The sequence below is a fragment of the uncultured Nostoc sp. genome, from assembly GCF_964245445.1.
In the GTDB taxonomy this organism is placed as follows: domain Bacteria; phylum Cyanobacteriota; class Cyanobacteriia; order Cyanobacteriales; family Nostocaceae; genus Nostoc.
Genome location: NZ_CAXTNE010000240.1, coordinates 1 through 12,195, shown reverse-complemented (window position 1 = coordinate 12,195; position 12,195 = coordinate 1). Strand labels below are relative to the sequence as shown.

8 protein-coding genes and 3 pseudogenes are annotated in these 12,195 nt (G+C 39.2%); 4 read left to right on the top strand and 7 right to left on the bottom strand.

Annotated features, from left to right (window positions below; all coding sequences use genetic code 11):
- The 4 genes and pseudogenes from ACFE90_RS29410 to ACFE90_RS29395 all read right to left on the bottom strand — a co-directional run.
- Positions 1-1,784: pseudogene (locus tag ACFE90_RS29410) on the bottom strand (ribosome assembly protein 4); the annotation flags it as partial.
- Positions 1,785-1,845: 61 nt separating this feature from the next.
- Positions 1,846-2,034, bottom strand: coding sequence for a hypothetical protein (locus tag ACFE90_RS29405; protein ID WP_094348692.1), 189 nt, complete (start codon positions 2,032-2,034; stop codon positions 1,846-1,848).
- Positions 2,031-2,231 carry a hypothetical protein gene (locus ACFE90_RS29400; protein WP_094348693.1) on the bottom strand — a complete coding sequence of 67 codons (201 nt, stop codon included), beginning with the start codon at positions 2,229-2,231 and terminating at the stop codon, positions 2,031-2,033. The genes ACFE90_RS29405 and ACFE90_RS29400 overlap by 4 nt, the downstream gene beginning before the upstream one ends.
- 30 nt (positions 2,232-2,261) lie before the next feature.
- Positions 2,262-3,611: pseudogene (locus tag ACFE90_RS29395) on the bottom strand (ATP-binding protein).
- Positions 3,612-4,563: 952 nt separating this feature from the next.
- On the opposite strand from ACFE90_RS29395, the gene ACFE90_RS29390 reads away from it, so the two are divergent.
- From ACFE90_RS29390 to ACFE90_RS29380, 3 genes are all read left to right on the top strand, one after another.
- Positions 4,564-5,871, top strand: a complete 1,308-nt coding sequence (locus ACFE90_RS29390; RefSeq protein ID WP_375505905.1) for a mannosyltransferase family protein — start codon at positions 4,564-4,566, stop codon at positions 5,869-5,871.
- 297 nt (positions 5,872-6,168) lie between these two features.
- Positions 6,169-7,476 (top strand): mannosyltransferase, encoded by a 1,308-nt coding sequence (locus ACFE90_RS29385; protein ID WP_375505904.1) that lies wholly within the window; start codon positions 6,169-6,171, stop codon positions 7,474-7,476.
- 73 nt (positions 7,477-7,549) lie between these two features.
- On the top strand, positions 7,550-9,562 hold the full coding sequence (locus tag ACFE90_RS29380) for a DMT family transporter (RefSeq protein ID WP_375505903.1): 2,013 nt from the start codon (positions 7,550-7,552) through the stop codon (positions 9,560-9,562).
- A 166-nt stretch (positions 9,563-9,728) separates the two neighbouring features.
- Here the strand turns inward: ACFE90_RS29380 and ACFE90_RS29375 are convergent, their stop codons facing one another.
- Positions 9,729-11,270, bottom strand: a complete 1,542-nt coding sequence (locus ACFE90_RS29375; RefSeq protein WP_375505906.1) for an ArnT family glycosyltransferase — start codon at positions 11,268-11,270, stop codon at positions 9,729-9,731.
- 69 nt (positions 11,271-11,339) lie between these two features.
- Between ACFE90_RS29375 and ACFE90_RS29370 the strand changes: the two genes are divergently transcribed.
- Complete coding sequence (locus tag ACFE90_RS29370) at positions 11,340-11,546, top strand: hypothetical protein (RefSeq protein ID WP_375505902.1); 207 nt, start codon at positions 11,340-11,342, stop codon at positions 11,544-11,546.
- 187 nt (positions 11,547-11,733) lie between these two features.
- Here the strand turns inward: ACFE90_RS29370 and ACFE90_RS29365 are convergent, their stop codons facing one another.
- Entirely contained in the window at positions 11,734-11,952 is a 219-nt protein-coding gene (locus ACFE90_RS29365; protein WP_375505901.1) for a hypothetical protein, read from the bottom strand.
- Positions 11,949-12,143, bottom strand: a pseudogene (locus ACFE90_RS29360) (hypothetical protein); the annotation flags it as partial. The pseudogene ACFE90_RS29360 and the gene ACFE90_RS29365, both read right to left, overlap by 4 nt.
- Between the last annotated feature and the right edge of the window lie 52 nt (positions 12,144-12,195).

Below are 12,195 nucleotides of genomic sequence, written 5' to 3'. Positions count from 1 at the left end.
CCTTCATCTCCCTCATCCCCCTCACCTCTTCCCAAAAGCCTCCCTAATTCTTCCACCCAGTTGGTGTAAACGCGCATTACCACCGGCAAATAATCTTGAGTACCGATCGCTTTATTCTTTAAAGCAGGCACCAGTCCCGCATTCACTAGGGAACTTTTGCCGACACCCGATTGCCCATGAATTACTATCAACTTATAATCAGGGCGACCCATGCGTTCAATTAAACGTTCTACATCCAAGAGGCGACCAGATGCAGCAATTTCTGGGGCAATATTTCCTTGGGGAGAGTTTGAGCGCAATGTCTCTACAAATGCCTGTTTTGTAGCTTCTAACCTACCCGCACCAATAAAAGCCCGCAAGCCAAATTGCTGTTCAATAGAACGCCGTTGCTGTTTGATTTTGTATGCTTTGAGATATTCTTTCTGCTCAAAGTAAAGCTGCTGCAAAAACCTGAGAATATCCAAGAAAAGCCTGATATCTTCTAGGGGATTACCCACATCCCTAGCAGTTTCTAAGCTAAGAGTTGCCTGTTGAGTTTGACCTAGATGGTATTGAGAACGACCTAAAATAAACTGATATAAGCTTAAATCTTTTGATTTTAAATCTCTTTCGGGAATATCAGATAAAATTCCTGATGTATTTGCTGATTCCAGATTGGGAATCGTAGAAAAAACCTTTAAGGCTTGCTGAACAAGCTGATTTGCTTTCACCCAGTTTTTTTGAGCAAAAGCTACCTCAGCTAAAAAACCGTAATCCTTGGCTAATTCTCTTGGCTGGTTGTTATTTTGATGGATTACTAAAGCTTGTTGGGAAAGATTCTGCAACGTTTTCCATTTTTGCAAGTCTCGCAAGATATCACCAAATTTCACTACTGCATTAGCAATTAAATCTGGACTTTGAAACTGACTAATAAAGTTTATATACTCTTGAACAGAATGCCAAGTTGTATGCCAATGGGGATGATTGATGTCTTGATGTTTAAAAGCTTGAAGATAATAACAAAAGCTAATCTCACCGAGGATTTTAGCCTGTTTTTCTAAATTATTAATTTGCTGCCAAAGCTTATAAGCGTTGTGATAATGCTTTAGAGCCGAATCTTTTTGATTATTTATCTGTTTGGCAAACCCTAATAAAGATTCTAAATTAGCTTGAATTTCTAAATTATAAATATCTGGCTGATTGAGTAAATCTCTTTGCGCTGTTTCTAACTCATTTTCCAGTTTGATATATTCATCTACGTTAAATTTTAAATTATTACTAAACCATTGATTAGCCGTTTGGATGATAAAATCTACTAATTCCTGTGTTGAGATGGCAAAACTTCTCGTAGTTGCCCAACTTTCCAAATCTGGCGCAAACTGTATTAGTTGCTTGTAGATTTCATCGTCAATCCACAACACTAAGGGAAAAGCAAAATTCTTGCGAAACTCTTCCCGCACCTGATTTGCAGAAGTTAACATCACAGATAAATTCTGCACTGATTCCAAACCGACAACCATCACACAGGCTGGTATTTCTTCGCCAAATTCTTCTTGAATCGCAGTATAAAGAGTTCTGTGAGATTGCTGCACTGCCAAGACACGAATTTCGACTTGACAAATTTCCCGCAGTCTGGAGATTAAGCGATCGCGCTCTCTTGCATAATTACACCGTGCCAAAATCAGCTTAAACTGTCCCACGGAGGACTCGATCGCCCAAGCTAATTGTACCAGAGTGCGTAGGCGTAGCCCGTCGTAGACATCGTTATTTACATGGTCATCTTCGGGTGATTGCGAGTCTGTCATAAGTCATAAGATGACGTAAATCTAGAATCTAGGAGGCAGAGGAAGGATTAAAGACTACAAATTAAACTTCCTGGCGTTTTAACTCCTGTATCAATACTTGAGTGCGTTTGCTAGCTTCTCTTGCTTGCTGTCTAAAATACTTGGCTTGTTGACGGTCACTTAAACACACTTCAGATGCTTTTCTACTAAATTCAACAGCTTGTTTACTGAGTTCTTGAATACGAGTCTTTAACTCTTGGATTGTTTTCATATTTCCTCCTGTTCTGAAATTACAATCTCTAAATTTTCTATCTCTTCATAAAGTCTATCTGCTCTACTAGCTAGTAAGCTAGCGTCCTCAAAATCGTTGTTTTCTATGGCTTTATCTGAGGCTGAGTACAATTCTTCTGTGATTTGGTGCAATTGTGCATAAGCTTTTAACAAAACATTTTTGGTTTCTGATTTCATAATCTAATTATTCATCGGTTCCCTGATTCCTCACTGCAAATCCCTCGCTTCAGCCAAAACCGGATTAACATCAAACCAAGACTCGCCACCATCCCGATATTCAAACACAAACCGACTGCGGATCAGTTTTTGATATCCCTGGTCATCACTCACCTTTTTCCTTTCCTTGACATGACGTAACAATTGCCACTCATCCTCAGAAATCGGCAACATGATTTCATTGCGACGAGAACGAATCACTTGCTCTAAAGTTGCACGAGTTAAGGGAAGACTCATTTCTTCCACAATCCAGGTATTCAGCAGCCTCAACACGTCCCGCACATGACCACCGCTCATTTTACATAACCGCTCTAGACTAGCAGCACTATCAAAAATCTCGGTAACTTTATTTAAACGCTCCTCTGGTGTCATGTCAGGAAAAGCTCTTGCTAGTACCATCTGCTGCATCAGTGCCATTCCCTATGTATGAACACTGCCATCAGTCCTTTGTACAGGTACCATTGGTAACACCTTGGGATCTTCTGGGAAACGTTGAGTCAGCATTCCGTAATCATTGGAAAACTTCAAAGCCAAGGGCATAGTGTAGAGTAGATGACAATTAAGCCTTGTCAAAAACTCACCCTGATCGACAAATAAATATTCCTGCTGCGGACGACCCCAAGGTTTGGCACGATTATCTATGCGGTCAAGATTATCGACAATTACCACTAGACCATTTTTACCCTGCTGTTTGAGTTTAGCCACGGCAGGTTCCAACAATTCTTGATTAATCGCTTCTAGCAGCTTAGTTTTTTGCGGTGCTAAATACTGATTGAGTTTTTCTCGCAGGGTTGGATCATTTTTCATCTTGGTTGTGATTTCACCAATGCCCATAGACAGAGAAAGCTTTTCTTTTTCAGAGGTGACACCAAAATCGCCGACATTCGGAACCTTAACTTTTACCCCCGTCACCTCGGAGTTTAAGACCTTCCAAGCACCTTGCAGCAACTCATTAAACTTGTTGGGTGACTCCAGAGTAATTTTATCTAGACTTTGACTCACACGACGAGCGATCGCTAGCAGCACATCAGCAATATCGACATCGGTCATTTCCAGGTCGTCACTGGACTCAAAATAGACCACATGGAAGCCTAATTTTTCCAGTTCTGCCTGTAACCGTAATAGTTCTGTCGATTTTCCACAACCAATATGCCCAGTAAATAACGTGCAAGTGGGTTCATTCGGCTTAAAAAAAGTAATTTTCTGCTTCAGCTTGCCAAGAATATCACCACCTCGGACTGAGGAAAAATCTATGTAATACTTGCTATCAGAGCTATTGTTGACAAACAGAGTTCTGCTGGGATCGCTAGCCTGATAAAATTCCCGTAAATCTATGGGCATAACGTGGTAGTGCAATTATCTGGTATTGTCTTAATATATCCTTGTTGAAAAGGATAAAATTATTTACATCTTTGCATCTAGATATAGAAACCATTTGACATCTAAGAAGGTGCAGCAAGCCTCTTAACCATCAACCGAATAAAACAAAGATTTAACTTGGCAGTTGTTTCTACCGTTTGACTATCAACTGCTGCTTCTGATGGGCTAGTACCGCAAGGCGGAAGTCACGCATTCAAAAGTCAAAAGTCAAAAGTATTATGGAATCAGTTTTTTAGGGATTTTAAATGGTTGCTCTATTTCCGCCGTAGCGTATTAGGTTCACGTTCTGCGGATACTCTTACCCAAAGGCACAAGTTTGTTGTGAACCTTCAACCATGTACCATCTTTACCCCACCTCCAGAAATAACTATAAACCGTTGACCACGCGGGAAAATCTCAAGGGTTACCTCGCCATGTATATCCTTCTCTACGAGACGCTACGCGAACACACAAAACATAGAGAATTGCGTTCACTACCGCAAATAATGCTACTTTTCGGGGACGACCCCCTGGTTTCGCTTCTGGAAAAAAATCTGTAATTAATTCCCACTGTTCCCAGTCAGATTGCTACTGTATGCTTTACTCATTCGCCCACAGGGTGCTGGTTTCTACAAATTTCAGCATAGACCTTGTGAGCTTTCTTACACTAGCCACTCACTTTTAAAACATTCTCTAAAATACACCCTAAAGCTGCTCAATTTCCATACAAATAGACAAGTATATTTTAAAGATAAATTCCGAGACAATTGTCAAAAGTAACCAAATAAGAAATAATTTCAATTAATTAGTAATCTGTCCAGTTTGTGAATGATGTTGGTGGAAGATTTAATATGCAAAATGTTACTCATAAATTGCTGTCTTGTAGCTATATGTAAAAGGATGCATAAAGGAGTTTGTTGAAGCACTCAGGATTATGGTTAAAGTTCAGATAGTTAGAAAAAAAGTTTTATGGAAAAATGATTTCCTGTTTCCAGCAGCAATATGGCTTGCCAGCCGAATCTTCATTTGGACTACTATGTTCCTGGTTGCGCCAAAACTACCGTTACCAGCAGAAGAATTTTTGCCCCATTTTGGCTGGGGGGTTGTTGATGCATGGGATAGTATGCATTACCGAGCGATCGCTACTTCTGGATATGAATTTGTAAATGACGGCAAGCAACACAATCTTGCCTTTTTTCCCCTGTTTCCCTTAAGCATTTGGGTTTTGATGAAACTGGGCTTGCCGTTTGAATTAGCAGGTACGTTAGTCAACAACTTGGCCTTTTTTGCAGCCCTTTACTGTTTGTACTCTTGGATTAAAGAGAATTATGGGATCAATGCAGCGCAGTGGACGACTGCTGTAGTTTCTTTGTATCCATCTTCCATGTTTACGGGGGTGATTTACACAGAGGGGCTGTATTTGTTTTTGAGTACATCGGCTTTGCGGTCGTTTGATAAAAAGCAGTATGGCTGGACTGCGCTTTGGGGCGCGATGGCGACAGCAACACGTCCTACAGGTATGGCACTAATTCCAGCATTTGCGATCGCAGCCTGGAAAGAACGCCGACCACTCATTGCCTATATAGCTGGTTTTACTACCGCTATAGGCATACTTCTATTCAGTTTGTATTGTGCGATTTATTTTGGCGATCCTTTAGCTTTTATCGAAGCACAGCGCGGATGGCGACCAACTCTGGGGTTTGATTGGCAGGGTTGGTTAAATATGCTCATGCAAATTGTAGTCGGCACAAATAATTGGCAATATGGTTGGGTTCAAAACCCCTCTGGCGGAATTTCAGACCCCTGGTATCTGTTGTTGTTTGGCGCGATCGTTGCCAGTGGCTATCTTTTATGGCGTTTCCGTCAACGTTTTAGTTCTGTGAAATTATTTTATGGCTTTTATGCTTTAGTCTTATTTCTGTTGATTCTGGCAAGTGAAGAGTGGATCAATAACTTGCTCAACTTATTCATGGTCTTGGGTGGTGGCTATGTGTTATGGCATTTACACACGCAGTTGACCGCAGTTACAGTTATTTATGGTTTTTGCGGTATTGCTTTGCTGTTAGCTTCTGGAGGTACTATCTCTTTGAGCCGCCTCGCCTATGGTATAGTGCCTCTGAATATAGCCATTGGTGTGCTGCTATCTCGCCATCCTCGTCAGGGATATTTGATATTAGGCGCTTTTGTGACATTACTAGCCAAAATAGCTGTAGGATTTGCCCAAGAGCGCTGGGTTGGTTAGTAGGTAGGCATAATAAAACCTAACTATGTAAAGAAAGATAAACTTAGTCAAAACTTTCTTCCCTCCTGCTTTATACCAACGATAATTTTCCCACTCGGTTTGTAGTCAGAGGCTTCAGATTTTATAAAAGGGCAGGAGCCGCTTACTACAAACGAATTTCGTGAATTTTACATTACATAATCTAGTTTGATTTATTCTTACCTATTTACATTAGAGGATTTAATCAATTAGTTTATTCTTTATTACTAATAAGTTGAATTAAAGTTTACTAAATAGAGATAAGGATAAATTAATAAAATGAAAAAAGGAAATGTTTCCACAGATATAACATCTTATCTAATTATTTTTAGTGTTTTTATTGTTTGCGCCATTGTGGGTATGCTAATTTACCCTGATACTTTTTATAAGTTTTTTTCACCCACTCAGTTAACCCGTACAATTCCTCCTCAATTACCAAACAAAAGTTACTATTGGGATATAGAGCATTATGCAAATATGGCTTTGCAAAATACTTGTACTGCTTTTTATCCTTTTTGGGGTTTTATAATTACTCACCTATTTTATCCCCAAACTTTAGAACAATATGCAAATTATTTTAAAATTACAGCTATAGCAATTTTTTGCATCTCTACCCCTTTAGGATTTTTGGTATTTAAAAAAGCTTTAAAAAATCAATATTTGGCATTAGTAATTACTCTTGCTTACACCGTAAACCCTATGGCGATTTTTCGCGTTATAGGCTACACAGAAAGCTTGTTTTCTCTACTGGGAATTTTTTTGATCTGGTTGCTTTTACCTGAAAACAAATTAAATGAGAAAATTAAATTAATCCTACTATCAGTTCTTAGCATTTTAATGGCTTTAACTCGTCCGATATTAGTTCAAATGATTTTTGCTTGCTTGTTCTCATTAATGACAATATTTTTTCTAACAAAACAACTAAGTAAAAGTAATCTTTTCCAAACGATTGCAATATCTATTTCAGCGATATTAGGATATTCTATTTATGGATTTTCATGTCTTCAATCAAAAGGAGATTTTTTCGCACCATTCCACGATCAAAAACAATGGGGTAAAACATTAGGGTTACATTTAGACTTGCTGTTTTTACCTAAATCTCCCTTATTTGATTTATTAGGTTTATATCTGCCAATTTTAATTCTAATAATTTCATTTGTTGTAGTATATTGGAAATCTAAAAACCAGAAATTATTGGTATTTATTCCAAAAATATTTATTTGGGATATCTTAATAATATATCCGCCAGGATTAGTATTAGCGTATATGTTGAATTATTGGCGAGGTGTAAAAAAGGAGATAATTACTTCTAAATTCACAAATAGCTTACAAAATAATTATCTATTTTGGTTCTGTATATATTTTTCAGTAATAAATGCTTTAATCGTATTTCTCACACAAAACCGCCTAGCGAGTTTAGGCAGATATATATTTGCAGTACCTTTCTTTTTTCTAGCTTTAGGATATTTGTATTGTTGTTTTCCGGGAAAAAGAAAATATAAAAACCTGTTATTTGTGATTATTGTATCCGCGATCGCTCTTGTGCAACAATGGATTGATTATGGAAAAGATAAATGGCTCGGTTAAAAGGCAAAAAAATAGTTAATTAATAATTGTTAGTTGATTATTTCTTGGTAAGAGGTTGAATTTAAATTTCCTAATGAATGTATCCAATCAAACGAAGATAGCGATCGCTTCATTATTTGTAGGTGTAGGTGCCATTTCTTTTGGCTCTATTTTTATGAAATTGAGCGAAATTGAACTCAGCCCCAGTGCCACTGTATTTAATCGCTTTTGGCTTGCTAGCGTGGTCTTCTTGGTATGGCATGGATACAAGGCAATACGGCAGCGATTCTCCTTAGAAAAATCTGTAGAGCAGACCTACACCAGTCAGGATCTGTATCTATTGCTAGGCGCTGGTATTCTTTGGGCTGCCACTTTAGTCTTCTTGGCTTGGTCGCTGACTGAAACTAGCGTTGCGATTTCTAGTGTGTTGCATAACCTCGCCCCCATTTTTACTAGCTTAGGGGTGTGGCTGTTATTTCGTCAGGCTTTTGAGAGCCAGTTCCTGATTGGGATGGCCATTGCCCTTGGGGGCGTGATCGCTATTGAATTTGAGGAACTGCAAATCGCCACAGACGAAGTTCAAGGGGGCTTTGCTGCGATCGTTTCTGCGGTTTTCTTAAGTGGATACCTGCTAATCGTAGAAAAATTACGAACCAAATTTTCTCCTGCTACAATCCAGTTGTGGATCAGTGCGATCGCGGCTTTAGTCATCTTCCCCATACTTTTGTTCACTCAAGATCAGGTTTTCCCTTCTACAGTCAGTGGATGGCTTTGGGTGATTTCCCTAGCCGTAGTCTGCCAAGTTTTAGGTCATGGGCTTTTGACCTATAGCCTTGCTAAGTTTTCTTCTGTGGTTGTTTCCTTGGTGCATCTGTTAGAGCCAGTATTTAGTGGCATTTTCGCTCTTGTAATATTTTCGGAAAAATTAACTTTCTCAAATTGGGTAGGTTTTGCTGTAGTTTTAATGGGTTTATACTTAGCCATATCTAGCCAAGCTGTTGTTAATTTGCCGCTTCAGGAATCAGTCAAAACTATAGTTAACACTTTCGTTAAAAGTATGACGACCAAACTGTTGTTACTAAAGCAACAATTCTCCGAAACACCAGCTTTATTAGGAACTGTCTCATTATTTATTGCTCTAATTCCCATATCTTTAGCACCATCTCTGACTAAATTGTGTCAACAAGAAATTGGTGCAAATGCTGTAGTATTTCATCGTAGTTGGATCGCCACAATTGTCTTTGCATTGTGGAATGGACTAGAGGCTTACCGCAGCCAACAGTCCGTTGAAGGAGGCAGGAGGCAGGAGGCAGATAGCACAGCGTTACCTGATCCTGGAACGTCGGGCAGTATTACTTCTGCCTTTGTTGATAAACAATTTATAGAACAGAAGCCTTTTACGATACAAGAAGTCGGACTATTGTTGGCAATGGGAACTGCTGCTGGAACCTACCTGCTTTTGTGGGCTTGGTCGCTGAGTCAAACTAGCGTTGCTAACGTGGCTTTACTATCTAATTTGAACTCCTTATTTGTTGCTTTGGCTGGATATTTTTTATTCGGTCGGCGCTTCGATAACAAATTCGTTATTGGTTTGGTGATAGCGTTGGGGGGAGCGATCGCATTTGAACTAAATAAGGTGCAATTTGCAACTGACCAAATACTTGGTGATGCTTTAGCATTGCTAACTGCGGTTTTCATGGCTACGTGTATGCTGCTGATAGAACGACTCCGAACCCGATTTAGCACCGCAACTATAATGCTGTGGCGCTGTGGAGTGACAACAATGTTTCTATTACCCGTCCTCCCATTCCTTGAAGATAGACTGCTTCCCTATTCTTGGATGGGTTGGTTTTTTATCATTTTCCAAGCCCTCTTTTGCCAAGTGTTAGGTCAGGGACTTTTGGCTTATAGCCTCAGCAGAATCTCTTCAAGCATCGTTGCCGTCACGCTTCTACTCGAACCAGTCCTGGCTTCCATTTTCGCTTGGTTCATTTTTTCAGAACAAGTAGGTTTGTTTGACTGGGCGACTTTTGCCATAGTTTTAGCGGGCATCTATCTAGCCCAATCTAGCCAATCCACTGTTCAAGTAACAAACGAAGGCTCGTAGCGCTATAACAGCTAGTAAAAGTTCATTTATCTATCTGCAAATTCGATTTGCCCGCGATATTTGGGTAGCTTAGGTTGATTAATATTATTCATTGGTGGTTTAGCAATAAATAAGATCCCTAGCTTCTCAAATCAAATAAGTTAGGGATCTATGGCTTTTGGTATAATTAATTTTTGATAATCAGTGTAAATCCGTTAGCTGCTCCTATAATTTTACTACCAGTTAAATTGATTTGCTGTAAAGCCTCATTGTCTAATAGCAAATAAGATTTATTAAATAACATTTTTTGTAAAACTGGCACCGTTGCAGCAGTTACCTTGCAATCGCTGTAAAAGTCTAAACTAGGACGACCATAAGCAAAAGAAGTATAAATTTGTGTTCCTGGTGAAACATTTGCCCGAATTAATTCCGCTACTGGTTTAACAGGAAAAGCTTCATTCAATTCCCAAATCCATGATTGCGAACTCATCAACAGTGCTAAAACTAAGTACATCCCAGAAAATAACGCTGGAATAAAGTTGCGATCGCGCTGTTTAACTAGCCATGCTGCGATGCCCATACTTATTGCCAAAACAATGCTCATGACTATTAAAATAGGTTCTTTTTTAATAAAAAAGTAAACACAACCTCCTAAACCAGCAATAGAAATAATAGCCAGAAATATTGTCAAACTTCGTCCCTTAAAATGACCATCCTGCCAAATTTCGCTAAGTTTAGCACCAATTGCCAAAGCTAAAAATGGATATACAGGCATAACATACCACGGGAGCTTAGTTCTCATTAAAGAGATAGTTCCTAAGTAAACGATTGTACCAATAATAATTAGGCGACTCCAGGAAGTATGACGTTTTTTCCAAGCTAGATAAAAACCTCCCGGTAAAAATAATAGCCAAGGAAAACTATACTTAATTATCTCAATTAAATAGTACCAGAGAGGCCCACTATGACCTTCAACAGATTGTGTAAGGCGATTAAAAGTTTGTGCTTGAAAATTAACTTGGAAGAAATTTTCGCCATAATGTTGCCATTGAGCAGCAAACCAAGCGATCGCTGGCGCATTTCCTAAAAATATTCCCACTAATAAATAGGGGCTTTTTAACAAAGCAAACTGCCGATCTGCAATGAGGAATAAACAAGCGATTGCTCCTAGCGGCAAAACCATCATCCCTTTAGTTAGAGTTATTAACCCTAGACAAAATCCCACACCGAGAGCATACCGACGATTCTGACGTGCTTTTAGCAAACAAAACAACAACAGCAAGAAAAAGGTAATAGTTGCACCATCTAGCATTGCTAACCGTCCGTGACGCACTACAGGCAACATCGTTAAGTAAACTAAAGCGGCAAACAAAGCTGGTAAACTTTCGTTAAAAAGCAAACATCCCACTAAGTAAAGCAAAGGTACTCCCAAGGCAGTTAATACTGCACCCGGTAAACGTGTTGTCCACTCATTCACGCCTCCGATAGAGTAAGTCCAAGCAATTAGTAAGTGCATTAGTGGTGGCTTATTATGATAAGGTTCACCTCCCAAGGTGGGGAAAAGCCAATGCATTGAACCAAGTGGGGCACGCCAAATTTCACGGGCAACCTGTGCCACAGTACCTTCATCCCAATCTCGTAAAGGGGAGTTTCCTAAAAATATCAGCCATAGAACTAGAGATATTATCAGTAGGCTAAATAACCATTCTTTTTCTCGGAATAGATGCATATCTAAAATCGGGATAATCATCTCAAAGACTGTAAGGCGGTATTGTACCCCAGATTTCGTAACGAGAGTTTGGTTAGTTTTTTAAAAGAGCGTTTATGTGGCGCGATGTCTACGACGGGCTACGCCTACGCTCTTTGTGCTAGTGTCTTCTGGTTTTGGATTTATACTCAGGTAATTATTCCTTTTTTCAACAGTGCAGAAGCAGCAGTTGAAGGTTACAGCTATTTAAATAATGAGGTATATTTGTTTGTCAAAGTCGATTGCTCGTTGGAATAATAATTCTCATTACTGTTGATATAAAGTCGATATATCCAAAAAACAACTACTCAATTGTTACTAAACCGCCCTCGGTAAACTGTATGACAAGTTCATGCTCATCAAGTAAAGCAGTTCCTAATAGAGGTAGCCGCCCTGTACCAAGTACATTCACTTCCCGTTGTTCTCCATTCCAAATAATGGTCGCTTAATGTACTGGCAAGATTACATTACTATTGTCAGCTAAATTTGCATACATATCATACAAAAAAGAAAAACCTAACAGAGTAACTGCTGCTGGAGGTAGGGAAAGAAACTCTGTAAAACCTGTATCGATAACAAATTCAATAGTAAAATCTGGTTGATTGGGCAGTCGAAATATAATATTAACGGTTGCGCGTCCGTTCTTGACAATCCCAGAAATCACCGATAATCACGCTCCATCTCACCACTGAAGGAAACAGCAACTTTGTAACCAATGCGAATGCCGAAAAGTCGAGCAAATGGGTTTTTATTAAGTAAGTATCGCGCCGATTCTCTACCTATTTTATCAATTGCGTATTCACCTGTTTCTATATCAATAATCACCATTTTACCGATGTTTTCTTCTCGTTCCACGAACCTATCCCACTAATAATATTTTGTGAATCCAGATGTGGATAGTAGCGAG

Bases quoted from the DNA above. Each gene is read 5' to 3' on its own strand.
- ACFE90_RS29380 (WP_375505903.1), top strand. From the start codon at position 7,550: ATGAATGTATCCAATCAAACGAAGATAGCGATCGCTTCATTATTTGTA.
- ACFE90_RS29405 (WP_094348692.1), bottom strand. From the start codon at position 2,034: ATGAAAACAATCCAAGAGTTAAAGACTCGTATTCAAGAACTCAGTAAA.
- ACFE90_RS29390 (WP_375505905.1), top strand. From the start codon at position 4,564: ATGGTTAAAGTTCAGATAGTTAGAAAAAAAGTTTTATGGAAAAATGAT.
- ACFE90_RS29400 (WP_094348693.1), bottom strand. From the start codon at position 2,231: ATGAAATCAGAAACCAAAAATGTTTTGTTAAAAGCTTATGCACAATTG.
- ACFE90_RS29385 (WP_375505904.1), top strand. From the start codon at position 6,169: ATGAAAAAAGGAAATGTTTCCACAGATATAACATCTTATCTAATTATT.
- ACFE90_RS29375 (WP_375505906.1), bottom strand. From the start codon at position 11,270: ATGCATCTATTCCGAGAAAAAGAATGGTTATTTAGCCTACTGATAATA.